Here is a 25,724-nt window from a genome sequence, read left to right as displayed (position 1 = left end):
TAGTTAACGGGCGGGGTTATTTACGCCCACAACATATAGCCAGGCAAGTAATCTGAAGGGCAGATCCTTATAAGTGGGGATTGGGCAGTGCATGATATGCACAATCCCCACGCTCAAAAGCAGGATAAATATTATGAGTACAGCAAAAAATAAAATGGGTGTGGTACAGCTCACCATTTTAACTGCCGTGAATATGATGGGATCCGGGATTATTATGCTGCCCACCAAGCTGGCTGAAGTCGGGACAATTTCTATTGTCTCCTGGCTGGTAACCGCGGTGGGATCGATGGCCCTTGCCTGGGCATTCGCCAAGTGCGGGATGTTCAGTAAAAAATCCGGCGGGATGGGGGGCTATGCGGAATATGCCTTCGGGAAAGCCGGTAACTTTATGGCGAACTATACCTACGGGGTATCCCTGCTTATTGCCAATATCGCGATTGCAATTTCAGCGGTAGGTTATGGTACTGACCTGTTTGGTGCCTCTTTATCCCCGGTGGCTATCTGTATTGCGACCATTGCCGTGCTGTGGGTATGTACCATTGCGAACTTCGGGGGCGCGCGCATTACCGGCCAGATCAGCGGGATCACCGTCTGGGGTGTCATTATTCCGGTAGTTGGTTTGTCTATTTTTGGCTGGTTCTGGTTTAGCCCGTCAATGTATGCCGAGGCCTGGAACCCGCATCACGCACCGATTTTTGAAGCGATCAGTGCCTCTATTTCTATGACGCTGTGGGCCTTCCTGGGGCTGGAATCTGCCTGTGCGAATACCGACGCGGTAGAAAACCCGGAGAAGAACGTCCCTATCGCGGTACTGGGCGGGACACTGGGTGCGGCGGTGATTTATATCGTCTCCACTAACGTGATTGCCGGTATTGTGCCGAATATGGATCTGGCGAATTCAACCGCCCCGTTCGGGATGGCTTTTGCCCATATCTTTAACCCGACAATCGGTAAAGTGGTTACCGCGCTGATGGTTATCTCCTGCTGTGGCTCCCTGCTGGGCTGGCAGTTCACCATCGCCCAGGTCTTTAAATCCTCAGCAGATGAAGGCTACTTCCCGCGGGTATTCTCCCGGGTCACCAAAGCCGATGCCCCGTTAAAAGGGATGCTGGTGATTGTGATTATCCAGACGCTGCTGTCGTTTATGACCATTAGCCCGTCGCTGAACCGCCAGTTCAACGTGCTGGTTAACCTGGCCGTGGTGACCAATATTATTCCTTATATCCTGTCCATGGCGGCGCTGATGGTAATTCAGAAAGCGGCGAAAGTGGCACCGGCTAAGGCCCGGGCATCCAATATCATTGCGCTGGTCGGGGCGCTGTACAGCTTCTATGCCCTGTACTCCTCCGGTGAGCAGGCCATGATGTATGGTGCGATAGTCACCTTCCTGGGCTGGACACTGTACGGGCTGATTTCACCGCGTTTTGAAATGCGCAATGTCTGACAGTGTGCAAGTCGGTATTGTGGGATTTACCGGCAATTATGCGCTATCGCAGGTTTTTAACCAAAAGGGCTGGAGCCCCGGGCCGGTGAAGCGTATAAATAAATTTAAAACATTGTTTTGATTTTAAACAGGGGACTCCGATGATCATTGGCAATATTCATTCACTGCAATCATGGCTGCCGGCGGAACTGCGCCAGGCTATTGAGCATGTTAAACAGCACGTTACCCCGGAAACGGCGCTGGGTAAGCATGATATCGATGGTGACCGGCTGTTTATGCTGGTATCTGAAGACAGCACTGAGCCTTTTGCCGATCGCCGTGCGGAGTACCACGCGCGTTACCTGGATATCCAGATTGTGATGCGGGGAATGGAAGGGATGACATTCAGCACCCTGCCGGCAGGTAAGCCGGATACTGACTGGCTGGCGGAGAAAGATATCGCCTTCCTGGCAAAAGGGGAACAGGAGAAGACCGTGATCCTCAGTGCAGGGGATTTTGTGGTGTTCTACCCGGGCGAAGTACACAAACCGCTGTGCGCGGTGGGTGACCCGGCAAAAGTGCGCAAAGTTGTGGTAAAAATGCGCATGGAATAATCCTGTTTGCGGAGCGGGCAGTGGCGCCCGCTCCGCAGCTGTTACGGCTTCGCCAGGGTGGCGACCATCACCGCTTTAATGGTGTGCATGCGGTTTTCCGCCTGGGCAAACACCACGCTGTTTTCTGATTCAAACACCTCATCCGTTACTTCCATACCGCCGTGCAGGCCGTAGGTTTCCGCCATCTGTTTACCCATGGTGGTCTGATCATCATGGAATGCAGGCAGACAGTGCAGGAATTTCACCTGCGGATTACCGGTGAGATCGAGCATCTGCTTATTCACCTGATAGTCACGCAGCAGGGCGATACGCTCGGCCCACTTCTCTTTTGGCTCGCCCATGGATACCCAGACATCCGTATAGATAAAGTCCGCGCCTTTTACGCCGCTGGCGATATCTTCAGTCAGGGTGATTCTGGCGCCGGTTTGTTTCCCCAGCGCTTCGCACTCTGCCACCAGGGCCGGATCTGGCCAGCAGGCCTTCGGGGCCACCAGGCGCAGATCCAGGCCGGTGAGGGCGGCGGCTTCCAGCATGGAGTTGCCCATGTTATTACGGGCATCCCCGGCGTAGACCAGGGTCATGTCATTAAAACTTTTGCCCGGCAGCTGCTCCTGCATGGTCAGCAGATCGGCCAGCAGCTGGGTAGGGTGGAACTCGTCCGTCAGGCCGTTCCACACCGGCACCCCGGAATAGGCGGCCAGCGTTTCAACAATCTCCTGGCCGTAACCCCGGTACTGAATACCGTCGTACATGCTGCCCAGCACCCGGGCGGTATCTTTAATGGATTCTTTGTGGCCAATCTGGTTACCGGAAGAGCCAAGGTAGGTGACGCGCGCGCCCTGGTCATACGCGGCAACTTCGAAAGAGCAACGGGTTCGCGTTGAGTCTTTTTCGAAGATGAGCGCGATATTTTTACCGGTGAGTAGCGGGACTTCGGTTCCGCTTTTTTTGTCATGTTTGAGCTTAGCGGCCAGGGCCACGAAACCCAGCACCTGGGCAGGGGTAAAGTCGAGTAATTTCAGGAATGATTTGTGATACAGAGCGTGCATTTGAACCTCCATGGCATAGGCCACTTGTTGAATTAAAATTCAATTTATATGGATGTTTATTCATTTGCAATACTGTTTACGAAATCTTTGAGGCGAATGCTGGAGGCAATGGGCCGGGTATGTGAGAATAGCGCTACCTGCCGACCTGATGAGGAACTCCCTATGGCAAACCCGGAACTCCTGGAAGAACAACGCGAAGAAACACGCCTGATTATTGAAGAATTACTGGAAGATGGCAGCGATCCGGACGCGCTGTACACCATCGAGCATCATTTCTCCGCTGATGAGTTTGATGACCTGGAAAAGGTCGCGGTGGAAGCCTTTAAAATGGGCTACGAAGTGACCGAGCCGGAAGAGCTGGAAGTGGAAGACGGTCTGGTGGTTATCTGCTGCGACGCCCTGAGCGAATGCGCCCTGAACGCGGAGCTTATCGACGCTCAGGTTGAGCAGCTGATGAACCTGGCGGAAAAATTCAACGTTGAATATGACGGCTGGGGCACCTACTACGAAGATCCGAATGGGGAAGACGGCGAAGAGGACGAAGACGGCGAAGAGGACGAAGACGGCGTTGACGACGACGACAACGGCGTGCGCCATTAATCCCCGGCGTGAGATGTTTCCCGGTGCGGCGTTTGCCGCACCATCAAGGATTTATGCATGGACTACCAGGCGCTACTTTCCCCCATCCACCAGTTTTTACACTGTCCTACCCCCCGGGCCTGGCTGGAGTACGCTCGCCGCCCCGAGCACCTGCCGTTACTGTTAACCGACCACCTGATCTGCGAATTAAAAGCCGCCCAGACCGCCATGCTGCTGGTGCGTAAATATGTGGCGGACAAAGCCGGATCAGAGGCGCTGCTTAATGCGCTGCGCCCCTATGAGGCATTTGCCTTTCGCGACGGTCCGCAGCCGGATTTTGCCGCACTGCATAAACAGATTAGTAAAGCGCGGATGCCGGTCACCGACGATCCCTGGGGGCAGCAACTGATCGCCAGTATGGTGCTATTAATTAAAGAGGAGCTGCACCACTTCTGGCAGGTGCGGGAAGTGATGCTGGCGCGTAATATTCCCTATCAGAAGATAACCGCCAGCCGCTATGCCCGGGGGATGCTCAGCGAGGTGCGCACCCATGAGCCGCTGACGCTGGTGGATAAACTTATCTGTGGCGCGTATATCGAAGCGCGCTCCTGTGAACGTTTTGCGGCGCTGGCGCCTTATCTGGATGCTCCGCTACAAAAGTTTTACCTTTCGCTGCTGCGCTCGGAGGCACGCCACTACCAGGATTACCTGAACCTGGCGCAGCAGATTTCCGGGGTGGATCTGGCCGGGCGCATTCGCGACTTTGGTGAGCGGGAAGCCTGGCTGATATCCACCCCGGACAGTGAGTTTCGCTTTCACAGCGGTGTACCGGTAACCGCATAGTACGACCGGTGCGTGAACGCACCCGGTGGAGAAAAAAATGAACGGATTACCCGCAGTCGCCCTGTCCGGGTTAGTGCTGCTGTTGATGGTGTATATCCTGGTGCGTAAGCGCCCGGCGGGTATACGGTTTAGTGCCCTGGCCATTACGCTGGTGGTTGTGGTGGGGGGCGCGGTGATGCTGCACCGCCCGCAACCGCAGAATGATGTGGCCCCGGCAGTGGTGGGGGCGGAGTCTCCTGACACCACCCCCTTATATCAGGCTATCCGCCAGCATGAACCGGCGGTCTGGCTGCAACTGCAGCGCCAGATAGACGCCATGCACCAGGGGGGGCAGGAGGAGCAGGCGCGGATCGACGCGCTCCAGCAACAGGTGCTGCGTATTTCGGTCCAGCGGCTGCAGCTGGCACCGGATACCGAAACAGTTAACTATATGCGCGCCAATATGGCCCAGACCGCGCAGCTTCAGAAGCTGGGGGCGGAGACCTGCTTTCGCTTTTTATACCCGGAAGTGCGCGGCGGCATTAACCCGGTTCAGCTGCTGACCCGCGAGCAGATAGCACAGCGTATGGACGCCGATGTGGCGATGTACAACGCCTCTTTTGGCCCCCGGCAACACCAGGTGACCCCCGGGGAGCGTGAGCAGGCCCACCGGGATATTCAGCCGATCGTGCGCAATATGATGGCGCAGTACGGCGAGGATTTTGCCCTGCTGGCAGAGCCCCATAAGGCCAGCGGCAAAGAGATGGCAATGTGCAATATGGTGCAGGACCTGTGGCGCCAGGTGTTCGCCCTGCCTGAGAAAAACGCCGCCGGGGTGATTCGCTACTCCGTTGCCGCCGGAAGCCCGGACGCCCACTGATTTTCCCAACGATACAAAGACACAGACCCTGACCGGGGTCTGTGTTTACCTGCCTGCTGTTCGCCCCGCGGCTGTTTTTTACCCACCCTGGTGCATTTTTAGTTTTTTGTTGATTTAAATGATACGCATTTTCACTTAAAAATAGCCTGTGCTATAAAACATAGCACAGGCTATTTTCGTTGCTGTTTTAACCATCATGGAGAGCGCAATGCGCAGAGTGAAGATAATCACCCCCCTGTTACTGGGCGCCATTCTGGCTGCGGGTAGCACGGCCAGCGCCCGGGCGGCAGAGAAATTTAACGTGATAACCACCTTTACCGTGATTGCCGATATGGCGCAAAACGTGGCCGGGGAGGCGGCAAACGTGAGCTCCATAACCAAACCCGACGCCGAAATTCATGAATACCAGCCCACCCCGGGGGATATCAGGCGCGCTCAGGGGGCGCAGCTTATCCTCGCCAACGGGCTCAACCTGGAGCTGTGGTTCCGGCGTTTTTATCAGCACCTGAACGGGGTGCCGGAGGTGGTTGTCAGCAACGGGGTCACCCCTATTGGCATCACTGAGGGGCCTTACAGCGGTAAGCCCAACCCCCACGCCTGGATGTCGCCGGATAACGCGCTGATTTATGTCGATAACATCCGCGATGCGCTGGTGAAATATGATCCCCAAAACGCAGAGATCTACCGCCAGAATGCCCGGGACTACAAACAGAAGATTACCGCCACACTCGGGCCACTGCGTGAGCAGGTGGCGCAACTGCCGGAGGATAAACGCTGGCTGGTGTCCAGCGAGGGGGCCTTTTCTTATCTTGCCCGGGATCTCGGGCTTAAGGAGCTTTATCTCTGGCCGATTAATGCGGACCAGCAGGGAACACCACAGCAGGTGCGCCATGTGGTGGATAAGGTTCGTGCGCACCGGATCCCGGCCGTATTCAGTGAGAGCACCGTTTCGGATAAGCCCGCCCGCCAGGTGGCCCGGGAAACGGGCGCCCGCTACGGCGGCGTGCTGTATGTGGACTCCCTCAGTGGCCCGCAGGGACCGGTCCCCACCTACCTTGATTTGCTTAATGTCACCACCCGGACCCTGGTTCAGGGCATTTCAGCCGGTCTTAAGGAGTAGCCATGTCCAGGCCCACCGCCATTTCTGCCCGTGGTGTCAGCATCACTTACCGCAACGGGCATACCGCATTACGCGACACCTCTTTTTCGCTGCCCGCCGGCTCTGTCACCGCGCTGGTGGGGGTGAATGGTTCCGGTAAATCCACCCTGTTTAAAGCGCTGATGGGGTTTGTGCCCCTGGGGGGCGGCAGTATTGAGATCCTCGGTATGCCCACCGGGCAGGCCCTGCGCCGCAACCTGGTGGCCTATGTGCCCCAGGCTGAAGAGGTGGACTGGTCCTTCCCGGTACTGGTGGAAGATGTGGTGATGATGGGGCGGTATGGGCATATGGGGTGGCTGCGTATTCCCCGGGCATGGGATCGCCAGATTGTCACGGATGCGCTGGCGCGGGTGGATATGCTGGCGCTGCGCCAGCGCCAGATCGGGGAGCTGTCTGGCGGCCAGAAAAAGCGGGTATTCCTCGCCCGGGCCATCGCCCAGCAGGGGCAGGTTATCCTGCTGGATGAGCCCTTTACCGGGGTGGATGTCAACAGCGAGGCGAACATCATCCGCCTGCTGGGGGAGCTGCGCGGGGAGGGGAAAACCCTGCTGGTGGCCACCCACAATCTGGCTACGGTGGCGGAGTATTGCGACCACTGCCTGCTTATCAACGCAACGGTGGTGGCCTGTGGCCCCACGGCCACCACCTTTACCCGGGATAATCTGCTGCGCACCTTCAGTGACGGGTTGCCGGGGGTACTGCTGAGCGGCGCAGGCCAGAACGGCCCCTCTGCCCGGGAGGGAGTATGAGCGTGCTGCTTGAGCCGTTTACCTACCAGTATATGCGCAACGCGATGTGGGTCTCCGCCATGGTGGGGGGGCTGTGCGCGTTTCTTTCCTGCTACCTGATGCTAAAGGGCTGGTCCCTGATTGGGGATGCCCTGTCCCACGCGATTGTCCCCGGCGTGGCCGGGGCCTATATGCTCGGCCTGCCTTTTGCGCTGGGGGCGTTTTTATCCGGCGGCCTGGCGGCGGGCAGTATGCTGTTTCTCAACCAGCGCACCCGGCTGAAAGAGGATGTGATTATCGGGCTGATATTTTCGTCGTTTTTCGGGCTGGGGCTGTTTATGGTGTCGCTGAATCCGGCTGCCGTGAATATCCAGACCATTGTGCTGGGCAATGTGCTGGCGATTGCTCCGCAGGATATTGTGCAACTGGGGATTATCGGCGGCGTTTCAGCCCTGGCGCTGGCACTGAAGTGGAAAGATCTGCTGGTGGTCTTTTTTGATGAGCATCATGCCCGGGCTGCGGGGTTGTGCCCGGCCCGCCTGAAGCTGCTGTTTTTTACGCTGCTGGCCCTCTCCACGGTGGCGGCACTGCAAACCGTGGGGGCGTTTCTGGTTATCTCGCTGGTGGTGACCCCGGGGGCCACCGCATGGCTGCTGACCGATCGCTTCCCGCGCCTGCTGGGGATAGCGGTCGCGATAGGCAGTATCACCAGCTTCCTCGGCGCCTGGCTCAGCTATTACCTGGATGGTGCCACCGGCGGGATTATCGTTGTCGCCCAGACCCTGCTGTTTTTGCTGGTGTTTATCTTTGCCCCGGTTCACGGCCTGCTGGCCAGCCGCCGCCGGGCCAGAGCAGGAGCGACCCATGCTGACCCTGCTGCTTGAGCCCTTCCAGTTCGGGTTTATTAACCAGGCACTGCTGATGGTGCTGGCGATCGCGCTGCCCTGTGCGTTGCTTTCGGTGTTTCTGGTGCTGAACGGCTGGGCGCTACTGGGGGATGCCATGAGCCACGCGGTCTTCCCGGGGATTGTGATGGCGTGGATGCTGGGGCTGCCGCTCAGCGCCGGGGCATTTGTGGCCGGGCTGTTTTGCGCTGTGGCCAGCGGCTGGCTGAAGGATAACAGCCGCATTAAACAGGACACCCTGATGGGGATCGTCTTTTCCGGGATGTTTGCCGCCGGGCTGGTGCTGTATATCGCGCTGAAGCCGGAGGTCCATCTGGATCATATTCTGTTTGGCGATCTGCTGGGGATCCTGGCGGAAGATATCCTCCCGACGCTGGTCATCACTCTTGGGATCATCATGATCCTTGCCCTCAAATGGCGGGATTTTTTACTGTTCAGTTTTGATGCGCAGCAGGCCCGGGCCTGCGGCCTGGCGATCGGCTGGCTGCACTACGGCCTGCTGGCGATGGTGGCGCTGACGATTGTCGCAAGCCTGAAAGCGGTGGGGATTATTTTATCGGTCTCGCTGCTGATTGCCCCGGGGGCGATTGCGCTGTTGCTGGCCCGGCGTTTTTCCCGGGCGCTGCTTCTGGCGACAGGTGTGGCGGCGCTGGTCCCGGTGAGCGGTGTCTATTTGTCGTTTTTTATCGACAGCGCCCCGGCACCCACCATTGTGGTGCTGTTTGCGCTGGTGTTCTGCGCGGCGTTTATCGTCGACTCCCGCCGCCGGGGGCGGGGCTCGTCGTAAGCCCGGGCCGCTACAGGGCTTTCAGCATGCGCACTTCACAGTCCACATGGCCGGTATTCCCCAGTGGCCCGTCGATATGCTCGAAACCCAGCTGCTGGTACAGGGCGATGGCCCGGGTAAGAAATGCGGTAGTTTCCAGGTAACAGCGCTGAAACCCCTGCTGGCGGGCAAATTCCAGTGCATGCAGGGCCAGCTGTTTTGCCATGCCCTGGCCGCGTGCGGCAGGCAGGAAATACATTTTTTGCAGTTCGCAGATATCTGCATCTGCTCCGGACAGTGGCGCGACGCCGCCGCCGCCCACCACCCGGCCATCCTGCTCCACTACCCAGTAGGCGTGGCCCGGCAGGCTGTACAGCTGGTAGAGCGCATCAAGATTCGGATCGGCTACGGTGTAGCCTTTGTCGGCCGTCAGGCCAAATTCAGCGGAAACGTCACGGATAACCCGGGCAATGTCGGCGTTATCAGCAAAGGCCAGGGGGCGGATCTTCAGTGCGGGGAGGGCCGCGGTGCTCATGTTAGTGCTCGTATTTACAAGTGGTCAGTAGATAAGCATTAAATACTATCCCGGGGGTGGAATGCAAAAGGATCCCCTCACCAGACAGTACGCTTATGGTGGGGGATGGCTATTTCGCGCAGGCGGTTCTGTGCGCCGGTGGCCCGCGATTTTATCGTTGATGGGGTCTGATATTCCCGGGTCAGCCCCATAAAAAAGCCGCCCCGGAAGGGGCGGCTGATTATCCGGCATCAACTGAACTTACAGGGCGCTGATAACCGCCTGCTGCTCGATCAGTTTGGCTTTAGCATCGTGATAGCCCTGCAGCTTCTCACGCTCTTTGGCGACGACCGCCTCCGGGGCGCGGGCCACAAAACCTTCGTTGCTCAGCTTGCTTTCGATACGCCCGATCTCGGCCTCGATTTTCACCACTTCTTTCGCCAGACGATCCAGCTCTGCGGCTTTGTCGATAAGCCCTGCCATCGGGATCAGCAGCTCTGCACCGTCGATGATTTTGGTCACCGATACCGGGCCTTTATCATCCGCAGGCAGAAGGGTGATGCTGTCCAGGCGCGCCAGGCTCTGCAGGAAGCTGCGGTTGTCGTTTACGCGGCGCACGGCATCGGCATCCGCATTACGCAGCAGCACATCCAGCGGTTTACCCGGGGCGATGTTCATTTCGGCGCGGATATTACGCACCGCGATGATAGCCTGCTTCAGCCACTCGGTATCCGCCAGGGCAGCGGCGTCATCCTGGGATGCATCGTACTGCGGGAACGGCTGCAGCATGATGGTGTCCGCCGTGTTACCGACGATCACTTTGACACGCTGCCAGATGGTTTCGGTAATAAACGGAATGATCGGGTGCGCCAGGCGCAGCAGCGCTTCCAGCACCGTGACCAGGGTGTGACGGGTGCCGCGCAGTTGCGCTTCGCTGCCGCCGTTCATCACCGGTTTGGTCAGCTCCAGATACCAGTCACAGAACTGGTTCCAGGTGAACTCATAGAGAATGCCTGCCGCAATATCAAAGCGGAAGTTATCCAGCGCTTCGCGGTAGCCCTTCACGGTGCGGTTGAACTCGGCCAGGATCCAGCGATCCGCCAGGGAAAGCTGCATGTCGCCACCGTTAAAGCCGCAATCCTGATCTTCGGTGTTCATCAGCACAAAGCGGCTGGCGTTCCACAGTTTGTTACAGAAGTTACGGTAGCCTTCCAGGCGCTTCATATCCCAGTTGATGTCGCGGCCGGTAGAGGCCAGCGCCGCCAGGGTAAAGCGCAGGGCATCGGTGCCGTGAGGCTCAATCCCTTCCGGGAACTGTTTTTCGGTGCGTTTGGCGATTTTTTCCGCCAGCTGCGGCTGCATCATATTGCCGGTACGTTTTTCCAGCAGATCCGGCAGGGAGATCCCGTCCACCATATCCAGCGGGTCAATAACGTTACCCTTGGATTTGGACATCTTCTGGCCTTCGTCATCGCGGATAAGCCCGGTCATATAGGCGGTCTTAAACGGCACCTGCGGTTTGCCGTTTTCATCTTTGATGAAGTGCATGGTCATCATGATCATGCGCGCAATCCAGAAGAAGATAATGTCGAAGCCGCTCACCATCACGCTGGTGGGGTGGAACTGGCGCAGGGCGTCGGTATTTTCCGGCCAGCCCAGGGTGGAGAAGGTCCACAGAGCGGAGGAGAACCAGGTATCCAGCACGTCTTCGTCCTGGCGCAGGGCCACGTCGGCGGCCAGGTTGTTTTCCCGGCGCACTTCTTCTTCGGTGCGGCCAACATAGACCTTACCGCTGTTGTCATACCAGGCCGGAATACGGTGGCCCCACCACAGCTGGCGGGAGATACACCAGTCCTGGATATCGCGCATCCAGGAGAAATACATGTTTTCGTACTGCTTCGGCACAAACTGGATATCGCCGTTTTCTACCGCTTCCACGGCCGGTTTCGCCAGAATGGAGGCGCGCACGTACCACTGGTCGGTCAGCATCGGTTCGATAACCACACCGCCGCGGTCGCCGTACGGTACGGTCAGATCGTGGGGTTTGATCTCTTCAAGCAGGCCCAGGGCATCGACAGCGGCAACCACTGCTTTACGGGCGGCGAAACGCTCCAGTTTTTGGAACTCTGCCGGAATGTCGGCCGGGTAGATGTCAGACTCGCAGCCGTGGGTGTCGAACACTTCGGCGCTTTCACGGATATCACCGTCAAAGGTCAGAATGTTGATCATCGGCAGGGCGTGGCGCTTGCCCACTTCGTAGTCGTTAAAGTCGTGGGCCGGGGTGATTTTCACGCAGCCGGTGCCTTTTTCCATGTCGGCGTGTTCGTCGCCAACAATCGGGATCCGGCGGTTAACCAGCGGCAGGATCACGAATTTACCGATCAGGTCTTTATAGCGCGGATCTTCCGGGTTAACGGCGACACCCGTATCCCCGAGCAGGGTTTCCGGGCGGGTGGTGGCAACCACCAGATAATCTTTACCTTCGGCGGTTTTTGCGCCGTCTGCCAGCGGGTAGCGGATATGCCACATGGAGCCTTTAGACTCGCGGTTTTCCACTTCGAGATCAGAAATCGCGGTGCGCAGCTTCGGATCCCAGTTCACCAGGCGCTTACCGCGATAGATAAGATCTTCCTGATACAGGCGCACGAAGACTTCCTTCACCGCGTTGGACAGCCCCTCGTCCATGGTGAAGCGTTCACGTTCCCAGTCCACGGAGTTACCCAGGCGGCGCATCTGGCGGGTGATGGTGCCGCCGGATTCAGCCTTCCACTGCCAGATTTTGTCGATAAACGCATCGCGGCCGTAGTCGTGGCGGGTTTTGCCCTCTTCAGCGGCAATTTTACGCTCAACGACCATCTGGGTTGCGATACCGGCGTGGTCAGTACCGACCTGCCACAGGGTGTTTTTGCCCTGCATACGCTGGTAGCGGATCATGGTATCCATGATGGTCTGCTGGAAGGCGTGACCCATATGCAGACTGCCGGTGACGTTCGGCGGCGGGATCATGATGCAGAAACTTTCCTGGCTCTCATCGCCATTGGGCTTAAAGTAGCCCTGCTGTTCCCAGTGCTCGTAAAGCGGCTGTTCGATATCTTGGGGGTTGTATGTCTTTTCCATTGTCTGCTATGTCGTTCCGGGCACCGGCGGGGTGGCCGTAGTCAAGTGGAAACCGGCAACGCGGTACGCTTTGTAGCGTTCACGGGCCAGCTGTTTCTGGGATTCTTCGTAAGGTACGAAGTCTATCACTTCCTGGAAAGCGGTGGCAAAATCTGCGAACTGCGCCAGCAGGCTGATGAGAACATCCCGGGGGGCGGTGCCCCGGCGCTGGGGCCAGCTGAGCTCTACCGGTGCCCCGGCACGGGGGCCTTCACCGGCCAGGTTGTGCGGGACAAAACTGTGGGCATCGCGCTGCCAGAGCGCCTCATCCAGGCGGATGGCCTGCTGCTCGCTGTCGCAGGCGATAAGCAGGCGTTTCCCTTGTCGCCAGCGTTCGGCGGCAAGGCTGCACACCAGCTGTTCCACCGCGCTGAGGCCGTCAGCGGTGTTGTCATGGTCCAGCAGGTAGAAAGTCGCGTTCTTCATTACGTTACCCGTTAAATTACAGATGCCGTGGCACACTGCACAGATCGGCATCTGGCTAGTATACCCGGTTTATGCCGCTCTGCAGGCACACGTATAGCTTCGTGAAGGTGTGGATGCTAAGAAGTGAAGAGCACCCCTGCCTCAGTACAGGGGTGCAAAGTAAGTGTGTGCTTACTAATTAATCTTCGCTGTTAAAGCCAGAGCGGTTGAGCAGGAACTGAGCCAGCAGCGCTACCGGGCGGCCGGTTGCCCCTTTGGCCTTGCCGGAGCGCCACGCAGTACCGGCAATATCCAGGTGGGCCCAGTTATATTTGCGGGCAAAGCGCGACAGGAAGCACCCGGCGGTAATTGCCCCGCCCGGGCGGCCGCCGATATTGGCCATATCCGCAAAGTTGGACTCTAACTGCTCCTGGAACTCATCACCCAGCGGCAGGCGCCATGCCCGGTCGCCGGACTGTTCGGAAGCACTTACTAACTCGTGAGCCAGCGGGTTGTGGTTTGCCATCAGGCCGCTGATATGGTGGCCCAGGGCAATCACGCAGGCGCCGGTCAGGGTGGCAACGTCGATCACGGTTTCCGGATCGAAGCGCTCAACATAGGTGAGCACGTCGCACAGTACCAGGCGGCCTTCCGCATCGGTATTGAGCACTTCAACGGTCTGGCCGGACATGGTGGTCAGCACATCGCCGGGGCGATAGGCCGCGCCGCCGGGCATATTCTCACAGCCTGCCAGTACCGCCACGATATTAAGCGGCAGTTGCAGCTCTGCCACCATGCGCATCACGCCGTATACTGCCGCGGCGCCGCACATATCGTATTTCATTTCGTCCATCCCTTCGCCAGGCTTAAGGGAGATCCCGCCTGCGTCAAAGGTCAGCCCTTTACCGATGAGCACAATCGGGCGCTCTTCCGGGTTGCTGCTGCCTTTGTATTCCATGACCGACATCAGGGATTCGTTACGCGAGCCGGCACCCACCGCCAGATAGGCATGCATACCGAGATCTTTCATCTGCTGCTCGCCTATGACCCGGGTGGCCAGGCTGGTGCTGTAGGCATCCGCCAGCTGGCGGGCCTGGGAGGCCAGATACGCCGCGTTACAGATATTGGGCGGCATATTGCCGAGGTCTTTGGTGGCTTTGATCCCGGCGGCAATGGCCAGACCGTGCTGAATGGCGCGCTCGCCGCTGGTCAGCTCACGGCGGGTGGGGACGTTAAAGACCATTTTGCGCAGCGGGCGGCGCGGCTCGACTTTATTGGTTTTTAACTGGTCGAAGCTGTAGAGGGTCTCTTTGGCGGTCTCCACCGCCTGGCGAACCTTCCAGTAGGTGCTGCGCCCTTTAACGTGCAGCTCGGTGAGGAAGCATACCGCTTCCATTGAGCCGGTATCGTTCAGGGTGTTGATTGTTTTCTGGATCACCTGCTTGTACTGGCGGTCATCCAGCTCGCGCTCTTTACCGCAGCCAATAAGCAGAATGCGCTCAGACAGGACATTAGGAACGTGGTGCAGCAACAGGGTCTGGCCCGGTTTGCCCTCCAGTTCGCCACGGCGCAGCAGGGCGCTAATGTAACCGTCACTGATTTTATCCAGCTGCTCGGCAATCGGAGAGAGGCGACGTGGTTCAAAGACACCAACAACGATGCAGGCGCTCCGCTGCTTCTCCGGGCTGCCGCTTTTTACACTAAACTCCATCCACTACGCTCCTGAATCTTAAAGACAACAGCGGCTGGTATGGATAGAATTACAACCTTTCATAACGCATGACCGCTGTTGTGATGACTTCGTGTTAATCTTAAGGTGTTTACGTTTCGGTACGTCTTATGCTCCCGAAGCGCGCAACCGATGACCACTCCGCGCACTCAGGCCGGTAATCCGTACCTGAAACGTAACGAGTATAATCTTAGCGATGTTTTTCAACGACTCCAGAGCATAAATGACGTTTAAGCGATGAAACAAGCAATTTTCCAGCAAAAATACTCGTTTTCACAGGCGTATTTAATGTGATTATCATAAAATATCTCGTCCGGGAGACGCTCAAAAGCCAACTGGCGATCTTGTTCATCCTGCTGCTGATTTTTTTCTGTCAAAAGCTGGTGAAGATCCTGGGAGCGGCGGTTGACGGTGAAATTCCCACCAATTTAGTCCTTTCATTATTAGGGCTGGGCATGCCTGAAATGCTCCAGCTGATTTTACCCCTGAGCCTGTTTATGGGCCTGCTGATGACCTTCGGCAAGCTCTATACTGAAAGTGAAATCACCGTGATGCATGCCTGCGGGCTGAGTAACGGCGTGCTGATCAAAGCGGCGATGCTGCTCACCCTGCTGACCGGCATTTTTGCCGCCATCAACGTTATGTGGGCGGGGCCGTGGTCCTCGCGGCATCAGGATCAAGTGCTGGCAGAGGCAAAAGCCAACCCGGGCATGGCGGCGCTGGCTCAGGGCCAGTTCCAGCAGTCCAGCGATGGCGGCGCGGTGCTGTTTATCGAAAGCGTGGACGGCAGCACCTTCCACGATGTGTTTCTGGCCCAGTTGCGCCCGAAAAATAACGCGCGCCCGTCTGTGGTGGTGGCCGATCGCGGCCAGCTTTCCCAGCGTAAAGACGGCACTCAGGTGATTACGCTCAACGAAGGCACCCGTTTTGAAGGCACGGCGATGCTGCGCGACTTCCGCATTACGGATTTTAAAGATTACCAGGCGATAGTGGGCCACCAGGCCGCCACGCTGGATCCGAACGATGTGGAGCAGATGAGTATGCGCACCCTGTGGCAAACGGATACCGCCAAGGCCCGGGCAGAATTCCACTGGCGGCTGACGCTGGTGCTGGCGGTGGCGATTATGGCGCTGATGGTGGTGCCGCTCAGTGCGGTGAACCCGCGCCAGGGGCGGGTGCTTTCCATGCTGCCGGCTATTTTGCTGTATCTGGTGTTCTTCCTGCTGCAGACTTCGCTGCGCTCTAACGCCGCCAAAGGGAAGCTGGATCCGCTCGTCTGGATGTGGCTGGTGAATATTGTCTACATTGGGCTGGCGGTGTTCCTGAACCTGTGGGATACCCTGCCGATGCGTAGATTACGCGCCCGGTTTTCACGTACAGGAGCAGTGTGATGTTTGGCTTCGGTGTACTTGACCGTTATATCGGCAGAACCATCCTTAACACCATCATGATGACGTTGTTCATGCTGGTGTCGCTGTCCGGCATTATTAAATTTGTCGATCAGCTGAAAAAGGCCGGCCAGGGCAGTTATACGGCGCTGGGGGCGGGGATGTATACCCTGCTCAGCGCGCCAAAAGATGTGCAGATCTTCTTCCCGATGGCGGCCCTGCTGGGGGCGCTGTTAGGGCTGGGGATGCTGGCCCAGCGCAGCGAGCTGGTGGTGATGCAGGCCTCCGGCTATACCCGTATGCAGGTGGCGTCATCGGTAATGAAAACCGCCATCCCGCTGGTGCTGCTGACCATGGCGATTGGCGAGTGGGTGGCCCCGCAGGGTGAGCAGATGGCCCGTAACTACCGGGCTCAGCAGATGTATGGCGGCTCGCTGCTTTCAACCCAGGAAGGGCTGTGGGCGAAAGACGGCAACAGTTTTGTGTATATCGAACATGTGCGCGCCAACAATGAGCTCAACGGTATCAGCATCTACACGTTTAACGATCAGCGCCGCCTGCTGAGCGTGCGCTATGCGGCATCCGCCCGTTATGACGCGAAGAACAAAGCGTGGACCCTGTCTCAGGTGGATGAGTCTGACCTGAAAAATCACAACCAGATAGAGGGCTCCCAGCTGGTAAGCGGCGTGTGGAAGACCAAGCTCACCCCGGATAAGTTAGGGGTGGTGGCGCTGGATCCGGATGCGCTGTCGATCAGCGGGCTGCACAATTATGTGAAGTATCTCGAAGCCAGTGGCCAGGATCCGAGCAAGTATCAGCTCAATATGTGGAGCAAGATCTTCCAGCCGGTATCGGTCGCGGTAATGATGCTGATGGCGCTGTCGTTTATCTTCGGGCCGCTGCGCAGTGTGCCTATGGGGGTGAGAGTGGTCACCGGGATAAGTTTCGGGTTTGTGTTCTATGTGCTGGACCAGATCTTCGGGCCGCTGAGCCTGGTGTACAATATTCCGCCGATCCTCGGGGCACTGCTTCCGAGTGCGACCTTCCTGCTGATTAGCCTGTGGCTGCTGGTGAAACGCAGTTAGCCAGACAAGCCGGATATCAAAAAGCCCGCGCAGATGCCGCGGGCTTTTTTATCTCTGTGGCCTGGCCGCGGGGGTTACATCTGCTGGGTTGCGGCCTGTTTTTGCCCGTCCTGCTGAGGCTGCTGCGCGCGCATATCGGCCTGCCGGATAATGGGAATGGTAATGTCCAGCACGGATAAAAACGCCGTACCGGATGAGATGGCGTTGTGCTCATCTAACCGGACAGCCACGCTGTGCTCATCCGCACCGGGCTGAAGGGTGTAGTTCACTTTCGCCGTGAAGACGCTGGCCTTCTGCTCCAGGGTGTAGTCTTCCAGCACTTTATCCATGTTTCTGGCGTAGTGTGATGTATAGAAGTTGGATAACGCGGTGTAGTGCTCCGGATCAACTTTCATACTCACGGTGGAGGAGCATGTTTTCATCATGCTCTCCGGATCGTCAGAGACGGTGGTAATTTGCGACGTGGTTAATTTTAATTTTTCCAGCGTTTTTATTTTTAACTGATTAGTTACATCAGTGTAATCCATGGTCTGCTGGGATATAGAGGCCAGGGCCTGGGATTTTATGGTATTAATCAGAGCAGACTGGCTTTGTTCAGAAGCGCAGTTAATTTTATTTTCATCATTACAGGCGGCAAGCATAAACGGAAGTAATAATAAAAAATGCTTAGATTTCATAACGAAAATATATCCGGTGGTTAACTTGTATACGCGAAAGGGACATGTATCTCAGAGAGTGCTGACAGGGTACATTTACCGGGGGCAGTAATGATATGTAAATAATATTTATTAGTTGAAATATTGCTTAAGATTAAAAATACATCAGAATCAGATAATCCCTGGTGATATTACATAATTCTTATTGTTTATTTCCATGATGATATCTGCGGGTAATTATCAGGTGGCGGAAATAATGCCGGGGCCGTAAGAGAAAAACTTCTCATCTCCGCAACTTTGCTGAAGGGTCTGAGGGCGGCCTGGTCCGGCATTATGCGCCCTCCTGGCGGGCTCCGTTTGCACCGGGCTGGCGGCTTATCACCATGGCCTGCTCCGGCGGTTATGCCACATGAATACCCAGTTCCCGGGCCAGTATTTCCAGCCCCTGCTCAAAGCAGGCCAGCGGTGCTCTGACAGTACCGGCACCAATCTGGCCAATGCCGGGCTCCCGGTGGGCGATACCGGTGTTGATCAGCGGTGTAATGCCGGTTTCCACAACCCTGCGGATATCCAGCCCCATACACGCGCCCCGGAATTGCCATGCGGGAATGGTAAAGAGTGGGTTGTGGGCAAGGTAGATCTCCTGCATTTCGTCGCCCGGGTTTAAGCACCCGGCAGCAATAATACTGCTGCCGGGTGTTATCCGGGTTAGCGCTTGCGCCCGCCCAGCAGGCTGCCGAGCACCCCACGCACAATCTGATTGGTCAGCTGGCGGGCGGCGCTTTTGGCCATGGTCTGGACCATGCCATCGTGCTTGCCTCCCCGTGGGCCGGTGGTGCCGAACAGGATATCCTTCAGATCGCCCAGGATACCGTCGTCCACATTGACACCTTTACCGGCTTCCGGCGCATTCTGCTGCTGCGGGGCGGCCTGAACACCTTTTTGCAGCATTTCAAATGCCGACTCCCGATCCACCGCATCTTCATATTTCCCGTAGAGTGGGGAGTGGTTGATCAGGCCGTTACGCTCATCTTCGGTCACTGGCCCCATACGGGAGCACGGCGCGATCACCATTGCGCGCTCCACGACCGACGGGCTGCCTTTTTCATCCAGGAAGGAGATCAGCGCTTCCCCCGTTCCCAGAGCCTGAATGGCCTGCTCCGTATCAAATGCCGGATTTGCGCGCATGGTCTGGGCGGCGGCTTTTACCGCTTTCTGATCTTTGGGGGTGAAGGCGCGCAGGGCGTGCTGCACCCGGTTACCTAACTGGCCGAGTACGTTGTCCGGAATGTCTGACGGGTTCTGGCTGACAAAGTACACCCCCACCGCTTTGGAGCGGATTAGGCGGATCACCTGTTCTATCTTATCCAGCAGTACCTGGGGGGCATCGTTAAACAGCAGGTGGGCTTCATCGAAGAAGAAGACCAGCTTTGGCTTATCCAGATCGCCAGCTTCCGGCAGCTGCTCATAGAGCTCCGAGAGCATCCACAAAAGGGTGGTGGCGTACAGTTTTGGCATCTGGTAGAGCTTCTCGGCAGAGAGGATATTCACCACCCCTTTGCCGCTGGCATCGGTCTTCATCCAGTCACGGATATCCAGCATCGGCTCGCCAAAGAAGTGCCCGGCGCCTTCCTGCTCCAGCGCCAGCAGGGCACGCTGAATCGCCCCTACAGAAGCCGGGCTGATGTTGCCATACTGGCTCTGGAAGGCTTTCGCGTTATCTCCCACATACTGGGTGAGCGCCCGCAGATCTTTGAAGTCCAGCAGTAGCAGGCCCTGCTCATCCGCCACCCGGAAGATGATATTCAGCACCCCGGTCTGGATGTCGTTCAGGTTCAGCAGGCGGGCCAGCAGCAGCGGGCCGAGATCGGACACGGTGGCGCGCACCGGGTGGCCTTTCTCACCGAAAATATCCCACAGCACGACCGGGTTACTGTGGGGCTGCCAGTCAGTAACGCCGATGTTTTTTAACCGGGCCAGCAGCTTTTCTGACGCGGTGCCATTTTCGGCAATCCCGGTCAGATCGCCTTTTACGTCCGCCATAAAGACCGGTACGCCTATCTCAGAAAAGGATTCGGCCATTTTTTGCAGGGTGACGGTTTTACCGGTCCCGGTGGCGCCGGTGATCAGCCCGTGGCGGTTAGCCATATGGGGCAGCAGGTTCAGGGTTTTGTCCGCAGTGCGGGCAATCAGCAGCGAATCGGTCATTCACGTTTCCTTACAGGAGTTACTCAAACGGTATGCATCTAGCATAGCCCTGTCGGGCCAGCAGTACAGCGGGGAATACACTGAATTACGTGCGGTTACGCAGCAAAAACGCGCAGTTGCAGCTTTGTGGCAGGCCTGGTGGAAGCTGGCTTCAGAAAATGAGCAAAACCCGGATTCCGGGCTGGTCAGAAAGATAAATCCGGGTGAGGATGGCCATCAGTCAGATGCCGGGAGCGGCCCGGGCGCGCAGTTTTCTGGTCATCTCATCTTCAATTAATGCCACCAGCTCCTGCATTTTCGCGGCGGCGGTGGCACCCAGCGGGGTGAGGGTGTATTCCACATGGGGTGGCACCGTATTCATGGATCGGCGGGTGAGCATACCGTCCGCCTCCAGAAACTGCAGGCTCTGGGCCAGCATCCGTTCGCTGATGCCTTCAATGGTGCGCTTTAGCTCGCTGAAGCGGCGGGTGCCGGGCAGCAGGGCAACCAGGATCAGTATCCCCCAGCGGCTGGTGAGGTGTTGCAGAACCTGGCGTGACGGGCAACTGGCCGCCATAACATTACAGGGCTGAAGGTCTTCGGGTGTGGTCATCATTAGCGCCAGGGTAAGGTTGAGTTCAGGTAGTGGGTTGCGGGGGCAGCGTACCACTTCTGGGGGCAGGGCGAAAACGGGAATCTGTATTTGTGGTTTGCCCGGTTAGCCGTAGCCAGGTAACCGGGGCGTTAACTTATAGCACTGCTTTTATGCTTTGCGCCAGCGGGGTGGTTGTGCGTCCGATCAGGCGGGAAAGCTGGTGGTTGTCATCGAATAAAGCTCCCTGTGCTGCGCCGCTATCCCAGGAGGCAATAGCCGCCGCAAAGCCAGCAGGCAGGCCCGCTTTGACTAGCGCTGCGGCATAATCGGCTTCCGGAATATTGACATACGGGATCTGCTTACCGCTTTGGGCAGATAACTCCGCAGCCAGATCGGCCAGGGTATATGCCTGGTCGCCCGCCAGTTCGTAGGTTTTGCCTTCATGGCCCGGGCTGGTCAGCACGGCGACTGCGGCAGCGGCATAATCAGCGCGGGTAGCAGAGGCGATCTTGCCCTCACCGGCGCTGCCGTAAAACGCGCCCAGTGACAGGGCTGCCGGAATGGAGGCGGTGTAGTTTTCGGTATACCAGCCGTTGCGCAGAATGGTGTATGCCATACCGGAGCGCTGGATCAGTTTTTCGGTTGCAACGTGCTCAGGTGCCAGATTAAGCGGTGAGGTATCTGCCCGCAGCAGGCTGGTATAGACAATACGCCGCACCCCGTTTTTTTGGGCGGCGGCAATCACATTGGCGTGCTGGGCTGTGCGCTGGCCAAGGTCGTTACCAGAGATCAGCAGCAGGGTGTCGATCCCCTGAAGTGCGGTTTCCAGTGTTGCAGGCCGGGTATAGTCCGCCTGGCGGACAGTCACGCCGGAATTGGCCGCTTTCTCCGGGGATCTGGCCAGGGCGACGATCTCCCCGGCAGGGATATGCTGGCGTAGCTGGCTGATAATATGGCGACCGAGCTGACCAGTGGCACCGGTAATTGCAATTGTCATCGTGGTTTCCTCTACAGGGTGTTGTGCTGTGGAGGTCACTATAAATGTCTTAATTACTTTTAGTAAGTACTTACAAAAATGTAAGTATGAAGATTTTTTATCCTTTTACCGTGGACGCAGGACGACTATCCCCGGGTAGTGCCGCAGATAGGTGCGCAGCGGGGTATCGACAACTTTCATATTACGCGCCAGGAATGAGGCGTTGCGGAAGAACAACTGGCCATTTTTATAAACAGCGATCCCGGAGTGGGTGACATCCAGCCCCGCTTTCGGGGTGTAGATCCCGATCAGATCCCCGTCCCGGATCCCGGCCAGCACCTGATCCGTGATCCGGGCGGTGGGGATCCAGGTAATGGTGCGTGGCGTGACCGGTATGCCCGGTAGCCAGAGCGAACCGTCGTCTTTACGGTTCAGGGTTTTGGTGGTGCGCACCACATGGCTTGCCAGTGTGGCGGTAATGTCTGTTGCGTTCTGCGGCAGGGTGGCGGACCAGTCGGAGAAGAAATGTTTACGCCGGGTGTAGTCTACCTCGCTGTTCTGATAGCGGGTTGCCACCAGGCTTTGCAGGAAGCTGTCGCGATCCGTGGCGTGGCTGAGGGCGTGGAGGTATTCCAGCAGGGTGAGGCAGTCCACCGCGCTGAAATTCACCACCAGGGCTTCTGGCCGGGTGGCCGAGCCAATCAGCGTGCCGCCCCGGTAAGGGGTATTGAGGAAGGGCTCCGACAGGCGGGCCAGGCGGCTCCCGGTGGTGCCTGGTGGGGACATGGTGCTGAGGGTGAGCAGTGTCTCCAGCTTCTGGCTGGTGGCTCTGTCTATTACCGGGTTATAGCCTGCCAGCGCACTGGCGCTGCTGAGGCAATAAAGGGCGAATACCGCCGCCTGATAGGTTTTCATGACTGGTTCTGCCTGAGCCCGGGCCTGTGACCCCGGGTGTGCCGCTATAAAAACGGCCCCGCAACGCAGGGCGGGACCGGGGTGAGTGTGATACCGCCACGACAATACCGATGGCGGGATTTACCCTGCATCAACGGGGTTTAAAAGTCCGCTTTCAGTACAACGCGGTAGCGGGCTTTGCCTTCGCGAACGTGTTGCAGCGCTTCGTTAATTTTCGACATCGGGTACAGCTCGGTGGTGGCTGTTACGCCAGTGCGCCCCGCCAGCTTCATGAGCTTACGCAGCTCTGCCGGGGAGCCGGTTGCCGAGCCGGAGATGCTGCGGTCGCCGCCAATCAGGGTAAAGGCCGGTACGGGTAATGGCTTCATCACGGCACCGACGGTGTGGAAGTTGCCGCCCCAGGCCAGCGCTTCGAAGTAGGGTTGCCAGTCAAGATCAACGTTTACGGTGTTGATTATCAGATCAAACTGGCCCGCCAGCGCCGTGAGGGCTTGCGGATCCCGGCTGTTGACGACGTGATCAGCACCCATGGCGCGCACTTCCTGCTCTTTGGCCGGGTTTGAGCTGAATGCCGTGACTTCGCAGTTCATGGCGCGCAGCAGTTTGATGGCAATATGGCCCAGGCCACCAATGCCGATAACCCCCACGCGGCTGGTGGTGGTGATGTTGTGCATCAGCAGGGGTTTAAATACGGTGATTCCGCCACACAGCAGGGGCCCGGCGGATTCGATATCAATGCTTTCCGGCAGGGGGATGACCCATTGCCAGTCTGCGCGGATTTTCTCGGCAAAGCCGCCGCGGTTCATAATGGTGGGGGTGGTGCCTTCCAGGCAGTTCATCTGGTTGCCGCTGATGCAGGCATCGCAGTGGCCGCAGCTGCGCGCTGTCCAGCCGATGCCCACGCGCTGGCCAATTTTCAGGCCTTTATTCTGCGCCGCGCTACCAAGGGCAGTCACATGGCCGATGACTTCATGACCGGCAACCAGCGGGTAGCTGGACATGCCCCATTCGTTGTCGATCATCGACAGATCCGAGTGGCAGATCCCGCAGTAATCGACGGTGACTTCGACATCTTCTGCGGCCAGTTCACCGGCATCGTATTCCCAGAGTTCGAGCTCGGCGCCGGCTTCTCTGGCGGCAAAACTTTTGATGATGGTCATTGGGGTTCCTCATGATCCTGAGTGGATGTGGTTCTGACATTAGTGTAGTTGAGCCAGGCTGCGGGAATGTTACTCCCGGGGGCGCTAAAGGGGCAGGGGGAGCAGGGCGGGAAGAGCACAATTGGTATGGGCGGCGGGGGCCTGGTAAGGTGCTGATTTGCCTGTGGTGAAAAAAACGGCAGACGGCAGGCCGGTGGCGGATAAGGGTTGCGCGGCCAGTATCAGCAGGTATAATCGCAACGTTTCCGCATCCCCTTCAGTGCCGAAGTGGCGAAATCGGTAGACGCAGTTGATTCAAAATCAACCGTAGAAATACGTGCCGGTTCGAGTCCGGCCTTCGGCACCATCGGAACATCAACAGACGTCAATGGACGTCTTTTTTTGTGCCTGAAATCCAGTATCCGCAAGGCTTTCCTCGCTTTTTCACTCAACCTAAGTCAACCTGATTCAATCTACATCAACTTACTGATGCGGGTACAACTGCGGGTATATCCCGGTTCGATAATGTTTGTACCCACACAGAACCCTTGAAAGGATACTCATCATGGCTCTGAGTGATGTGAAGGTTCGTTCGGCTAAGCCTGAAGCAAAAGCCTATAAACTTACTGACGGCGACGGTATGGTTTTGCTGGTTCACCCTAACGGCTCCAAATACTGGCGGCTACGTTATCGCTTCGGTGGCAAAGAGAAGATGCTGGCGCTTGGGAAATACCCTGAGGTTTCGCTGGCGGATGCCAGGGCACGAAGGGATGAGGCCCGTAAGCTATTAGCTAATGGTGTCGATCCCAGTGAGAACAAGAAAGCCGTTAAGGTAGAGCAGGAGCAAGAGGCGATAACGTTTGAAGTGGTTGCCAGAGACTGGCATGCCAGCAATCAGAAATGGTCTACATCGCATAGTGCTCGTGTATTGAAAAGCCTGGAAGACAATTTATTTGCTTCGGTTGGGAAGCGAAATATCAAAGATATTGGTACTCGTGACTTACTGGTTCCAATTAAAGCCGTGGAAAAGTCAGGACGCCTTGAAGTGGCTGCGCGTCTTCAACAGCGAACAACGGCAATAATGCGCTTTGCGGTACAGAACGGCTTAATTGATTACAATCCTGCACAAGAGATCGCTGGTGCGATCGCAACAGCTAAACGAAAGCATCGCGCTGCGCTAGATCTCAACCGCATTCCTGAGTTACTCCATCGTATTGATAACTACACCGGCAGACCATTAACGCGGTTAGCTGTGGATTTGACGTTACTGGTTTTCATCCGTTCGAGCGAGCTACGTTTTGCTCGCTGGACAGAAGTGGATTTTGAAACGGCTATGTGGACGATTCCCGGAGAGCGTGAACCGCTGGAAGGTGTTAAACATTCTCAGCGTGGTTCAAAGATGCGGACACCTCATCTTGTTCCCTTATCGCGTCAGGCCTTAGCTATTCTGGAAAAGATCAAAAGCATGAATGGGAACCGAGAGCTGATCTTCGTTGGCGATCACGATCCTCGTAAGCCGATGAGTGAGAACACGGTTAACAAGGCTTTGCGAGTGATGGGGTATGACACGAAAAAGGAAGTGTGTGGGCATGGTTTCAGGACAATGGCCTGTAGCTCATTGATTGAATCGGGTCTATGGTCGAGGGATGCCGTAGAGCGGCAGATGAGCCATCAGGAGCGTAGCTCTGTGCGAGCAGCTTACATCCACAAGGCAGAGCATCTGGGAGAGCGCAGGTTAATGCTGCAGTGGTGGGCTGATTATCTGGATGCGAATCGGGAGAAAGGGGTTAGCCCGTTTGATTTTGGGAATAATGGTAATGTGTTGAAATGATTTAATTATTTATCGATTTTATAATTTAAAAGTGTGCGCTCGATATGGTCAGCTGACTTGGTTGAAGAGTTTGGGACTTTTTGTGTTTAGTACAACACTACAAAATAGACGAACCCTTAAGAATTAGTCAGTTGCTGTGACGTTGGTCATTGCCCGGGAAGATGTGGAAAGCTAAGATAAAGAGTTATGAGCCTTAAATATATGGATAGGCTCGCACAGCGAT

General features: G+C 57.0%; 23 protein-coding genes, 1 tRNA gene and 1 pseudogene. 13 read left to right on the top strand and 12 right to left on the bottom strand.

The annotated features are described in order from the left end of the window. Window positions 1-133 precede the first annotated feature (133 nt). The gene (gene potE, locus EBL_RS16970; RefSeq protein WP_002441750.1) at window positions 134-1,444 is read left to right on the top strand and encodes a putrescine-ornithine antiporter; all 1,311 of its coding nucleotides are present in this window, start codon (window positions 134-136) and stop codon (window positions 1,442-1,444) included. 140 nt (window positions 1,445-1,584) lie between these two features. After that, window positions 1,585-2,037, top strand: a complete 453-nt coding sequence (locus tag EBL_RS16965) for a YhcH/YjgK/YiaL family protein (protein ID WP_002441752.1) — start codon at window positions 1,585-1,587, stop codon at window positions 2,035-2,037. Between the two features lie 41 nt (window positions 2,038-2,078). Here EBL_RS16965 and argF read toward each other — a convergent pair whose 3' ends face one another. Then, window positions 2,079-3,086 (bottom strand): ornithine carbamoyltransferase, encoded by a 1,008-nt coding sequence (gene argF, locus EBL_RS16960; protein ID WP_002441754.1) that lies wholly within the window; start codon window positions 3,084-3,086, stop codon window positions 2,079-2,081. Between the two features lie 162 nt (window positions 3,087-3,248). Between argF and rraB the strand changes: the two genes are divergently transcribed. The 7 genes from rraB to EBL_RS16925 all read left to right on the top strand — a co-directional run bounded on the left by rraB (window position 3,249) and on the right by EBL_RS16925 (window position 8,946). Next, window positions 3,249-3,686, top strand: coding sequence for a ribonuclease E inhibitor RraB (gene rraB, locus EBL_RS16955; RefSeq protein WP_002441755.1), 438 nt, complete (start codon window positions 3,249-3,251; stop codon window positions 3,684-3,686). A gap of 57 nt (window positions 3,687-3,743) precedes the next feature. After that, window positions 3,744-4,508, top strand: coding sequence for a tRNA isopentenyl-2-thiomethyl-A-37 hydroxylase MiaE (gene miaE, locus EBL_RS16950; RefSeq protein WP_002441757.1), 765 nt, complete (start codon window positions 3,744-3,746; stop codon window positions 4,506-4,508). A 37-nt stretch (window positions 4,509-4,545) separates the two neighbouring features. Continuing rightward, window positions 4,546-5,367: a hypothetical protein gene (locus EBL_RS16945; RefSeq protein ID WP_002441760.1), complete on the top strand. Its 822-nt coding sequence runs from the start codon at window positions 4,546-4,548 to the stop codon at window positions 5,365-5,367. Window positions 5,368-5,575: 208 nt separating this feature from the next. Next, a complete protein-coding gene (locus tag EBL_RS16940) occupies window positions 5,576-6,487 on the top strand; it encodes a metal ABC transporter substrate-binding protein (RefSeq protein WP_002441761.1) in 912 nt (303 codons plus the stop codon). A 2-nt stretch (window positions 6,488-6,489) separates the two neighbouring features. Continuing rightward, entirely contained in the window at window positions 6,490-7,275 is a 786-nt protein-coding gene (locus EBL_RS16935) for a manganese/iron ABC transporter ATP-binding protein (RefSeq protein WP_002441763.1), read from the top strand. Continuing rightward, window positions 7,272-8,138: an iron/manganese ABC transporter permease subunit SitC gene (gene sitC / locus EBL_RS16930; protein WP_002441765.1), complete on the top strand. Its 867-nt coding sequence runs from the start codon at window positions 7,272-7,274 to the stop codon at window positions 8,136-8,138. Before EBL_RS16935 ends, sitC begins: the two co-directional genes overlap by 4 nt. Next, entirely contained in the window at window positions 8,119-8,946 is an 828-nt protein-coding gene (locus EBL_RS16925; RefSeq protein ID WP_002441767.1) for a metal ABC transporter permease, read from the top strand. Before sitC ends, EBL_RS16925 begins: the two co-directional genes overlap by 20 nt. Before the next feature lie 10 nt (window positions 8,947-8,956). Here the strand turns inward: EBL_RS16925 and EBL_RS16920 are convergent, their stop codons facing one another. The 4 genes from EBL_RS16920 to pepA all read right to left on the bottom strand — a co-directional run bounded on the left by EBL_RS16920 (window position 8,957) and on the right by pepA (window position 14,711). After that, on the bottom strand, window positions 8,957-9,460 hold the full coding sequence (locus EBL_RS16920) for a GNAT family N-acetyltransferase (RefSeq protein WP_002441769.1): 504 nt from the start codon (window positions 9,458-9,460) through the stop codon (window positions 8,957-8,959). A gap of 240 nt (window positions 9,461-9,700) precedes the next feature. Then, window positions 9,701-12,556, bottom strand: a complete 2,856-nt coding sequence (locus EBL_RS16915) for a valine--tRNA ligase (protein WP_002441770.1) — start codon at window positions 12,554-12,556, stop codon at window positions 9,701-9,703. Between the two features lie 6 nt (window positions 12,557-12,562). Further along, complete coding sequence (locus tag EBL_RS16910) at window positions 12,563-13,021, bottom strand: DNA polymerase III subunit chi (RefSeq protein WP_002441772.1); 459 nt, start codon at window positions 13,019-13,021, stop codon at window positions 12,563-12,565. 178 nt (window positions 13,022-13,199) lie between these two features. Continuing rightward, complete coding sequence (gene pepA / locus EBL_RS16905; protein WP_002441775.1) at window positions 13,200-14,711, bottom strand: leucyl aminopeptidase; 1,512 nt, start codon at window positions 14,709-14,711, stop codon at window positions 13,200-13,202. Window positions 14,712-15,019: 308 nt separating this feature from the next. Here pepA and lptF point away from each other — a divergent pair, with 308 nt between their 5' ends. Together lptF and lptG are read left to right on the top strand one after the other, a co-directional pair. Continuing rightward, a complete protein-coding gene (gene lptF / locus EBL_RS16900; RefSeq protein ID WP_002441777.1) occupies window positions 15,020-16,120 on the top strand; it encodes an LPS export ABC transporter permease LptF in 1,101 nt (366 codons plus the stop codon). After that, window positions 16,120-17,202 carry an LPS export ABC transporter permease LptG gene (lptG, locus tag EBL_RS16895; protein WP_002441779.1) on the top strand — a complete coding sequence of 361 codons (1,083 nt, stop codon included), beginning with the start codon at window positions 16,120-16,122 and terminating at the stop codon, window positions 17,200-17,202. Before lptF ends, lptG begins: the two co-directional genes overlap by 1 nt. 74 nt (window positions 17,203-17,276) lie before the next feature. On the opposite strand, the gene EBL_RS16890 is transcribed toward lptG, so the two are convergent. The 7 genes and pseudogenes from EBL_RS16890 to ahr all read right to left on the bottom strand — a co-directional run bounded on the left by EBL_RS16890 (window position 17,277) and on the right by ahr (window position 23,691). Further along, window positions 17,277-17,879 (bottom strand): hypothetical protein, encoded by a 603-nt coding sequence (locus EBL_RS16890; RefSeq protein WP_002441781.1) that lies wholly within the window; start codon window positions 17,877-17,879, stop codon window positions 17,277-17,279. A 379-nt stretch (window positions 17,880-18,258) separates the two neighbouring features. Beyond that, window positions 18,259-18,579: pseudogene (locus EBL_RS16885) on the bottom strand (DUF1116 domain-containing protein); the annotation flags it as partial. Further along, window positions 18,567-20,066: a helicase HerA-like C-terminal domain-containing protein gene (locus EBL_RS16880; protein ID WP_002441785.1), complete on the bottom strand. Its 1,500-nt coding sequence runs from the start codon at window positions 20,064-20,066 to the stop codon at window positions 18,567-18,569. The pseudogene EBL_RS16885 and the gene EBL_RS16880, both read right to left, overlap by 13 nt. 220 nt (window positions 20,067-20,286) lie before the next feature. Beyond that, entirely contained in the window at window positions 20,287-20,661 is a 375-nt protein-coding gene (locus EBL_RS16875; RefSeq protein WP_002441787.1) for a winged helix-turn-helix transcriptional regulator, read from the bottom strand. 133 nt (window positions 20,662-20,794) lie between these two features. After that, the gene (locus tag EBL_RS16870) at window positions 20,795-21,637 is read right to left on the bottom strand and encodes an SDR family oxidoreductase (protein WP_002441789.1); all 843 of its coding nucleotides are present in this window, start codon (window positions 21,635-21,637) and stop codon (window positions 20,795-20,797) included. A gap of 105 nt (window positions 21,638-21,742) precedes the next feature. Next, window positions 21,743-22,531 carry an N-acetylmuramoyl-L-alanine amidase-like domain-containing protein gene (locus tag EBL_RS16865; RefSeq protein ID WP_002441790.1) on the bottom strand — a complete coding sequence of 263 codons (789 nt, stop codon included), beginning with the start codon at window positions 22,529-22,531 and terminating at the stop codon, window positions 21,743-21,745. Window positions 22,532-22,671: 140 nt separating this feature from the next. Continuing rightward, window positions 22,672-23,691, bottom strand: a complete 1,020-nt coding sequence (ahr, locus tag EBL_RS16860) for an NADPH-dependent aldehyde reductase Ahr (protein WP_002441792.1) — start codon at window positions 23,689-23,691, stop codon at window positions 22,672-22,674. Window positions 23,692-23,952: 261 nt separating this feature from the next. On the opposite strand from ahr, the gene EBL_RS16855 reads away from it, so the two are divergent. Then, window positions 23,953-24,037: transfer RNA gene (locus EBL_RS16855), tRNA-Leu, on the top strand. 198 nt (window positions 24,038-24,235) lie between these two features. Beyond that, window positions 24,236-25,501: a tyrosine-type recombinase/integrase gene (locus tag EBL_RS16850; protein WP_002441793.1), complete on the top strand. Its 1,266-nt coding sequence runs from the start codon at window positions 24,236-24,238 to the stop codon at window positions 25,499-25,501. Window positions 25,502-25,724 lie beyond the last annotated feature (223 nt).

Origin of the sequence: Shimwellia blattae DSM 4481 = NBRC 105725 (assembly GCF_000262305.1) — a bacterium.
GTDB classification, from domain to species: Bacteria; Pseudomonadota; Gammaproteobacteria; order Enterobacterales; family Enterobacteriaceae; genus Shimwellia; species Shimwellia blattae.
The sequence above is the reverse complement of the archived record's forward strand: the minus strand, read 5'-3'. Positions and strand labels throughout refer to the sequence as shown.

Excerpts from the sequence above, each read along its gene's own strand:
- EBL_RS16965 (WP_002441752.1), top strand. The coding sequence starts at position 1,585 with ATGATCATTGGCAATATTCATTCACTGCAATCATGGCTGCCGGCGGAA.
- EBL_RS16935 (WP_002441763.1), top strand. The coding sequence starts at position 6,490 with ATGTCCAGGCCCACCGCCATTTCTGCCCGTGGTGTCAGCATCACTTAC.
- EBL_RS16865 (WP_002441790.1), bottom strand. The coding sequence starts at position 22,531 with ATGAAAACCTATCAGGCGGCGGTATTCGCCCTTTATTGCCTCAGCAGC.
- EBL_RS16940 (WP_002441761.1), top strand. The coding sequence starts at position 5,576 with ATGCGCAGAGTGAAGATAATCACCCCCCTGTTACTGGGCGCCATTCTG.
- sitC (WP_002441765.1), top strand. The coding sequence starts at position 7,272 with ATGAGCGTGCTGCTTGAGCCGTTTACCTACCAGTATATGCGCAACGCG.
- EBL_RS16910 (WP_002441772.1), bottom strand. The coding sequence starts at position 13,021 with ATGAAGAACGCGACTTTCTACCTGCTGGACCATGACAACACCGCTGAC.
- EBL_RS16945 (WP_002441760.1), top strand. The coding sequence starts at position 4,546 with ATGAACGGATTACCCGCAGTCGCCCTGTCCGGGTTAGTGCTGCTGTTG.
- pepA (WP_002441775.1), bottom strand. The coding sequence starts at position 14,711 with ATGGAGTTTAGTGTAAAAAGCGGCAGCCCGGAGAAGCAGCGGAGCGCC.
- EBL_RS16890 (WP_002441781.1), bottom strand. The coding sequence starts at position 17,879 with ATGAAATCTAAGCATTTTTTATTATTACTTCCGTTTATGCTTGCCGCC.
- EBL_RS16875 (WP_002441787.1), bottom strand. The coding sequence starts at position 20,661 with ATGATGACCACACCCGAAGACCTTCAGCCCTGTAATGTTATGGCGGCC.
- EBL_RS16915 (WP_002441770.1), bottom strand. The coding sequence starts at position 12,556 with ATGGAAAAGACATACAACCCCCAAGATATCGAACAGCCGCTTTACGAG.
- ahr (WP_002441792.1), bottom strand. The coding sequence starts at position 23,691 with ATGACCATCATCAAAAGTTTTGCCGCCAGAGAAGCCGGCGCCGAGCTC.
- EBL_RS16880 (WP_002441785.1), bottom strand. The coding sequence starts at position 20,066 with ATGACCGATTCGCTGCTGATTGCCCGCACTGCGGACAAAACCCTGAAC.
- argF (WP_002441754.1), bottom strand. The coding sequence starts at position 3,086 with ATGCACGCTCTGTATCACAAATCATTCCTGAAATTACTCGACTTTACC.
- lptG (WP_002441779.1), top strand. The coding sequence starts at position 16,120 with ATGTTTGGCTTCGGTGTACTTGACCGTTATATCGGCAGAACCATCCTT.
- potE (WP_002441750.1), top strand. The coding sequence starts at position 134 with ATGAGTACAGCAAAAAATAAAATGGGTGTGGTACAGCTCACCATTTTA.
- rraB (WP_002441755.1), top strand. The coding sequence starts at position 3,249 with ATGGCAAACCCGGAACTCCTGGAAGAACAACGCGAAGAAACACGCCTG.
- EBL_RS16850 (WP_002441793.1), top strand. The coding sequence starts at position 24,236 with ATGGCTCTGAGTGATGTGAAGGTTCGTTCGGCTAAGCCTGAAGCAAAA.
- EBL_RS16925 (WP_002441767.1), top strand. The coding sequence starts at position 8,119 with ATGCTGACCCTGCTGCTTGAGCCCTTCCAGTTCGGGTTTATTAACCAG.
- EBL_RS16870 (WP_002441789.1), bottom strand. The coding sequence starts at position 21,637 with ATGACAATTGCAATTACCGGTGCCACTGGTCAGCTCGGTCGCCATATT.
- EBL_RS16920 (WP_002441769.1), bottom strand. The coding sequence starts at position 9,460 with ATGAGCACCGCGGCCCTCCCCGCACTGAAGATCCGCCCCCTGGCCTTT.
- miaE (WP_002441757.1), top strand. The coding sequence starts at position 3,744 with ATGGACTACCAGGCGCTACTTTCCCCCATCCACCAGTTTTTACACTGT.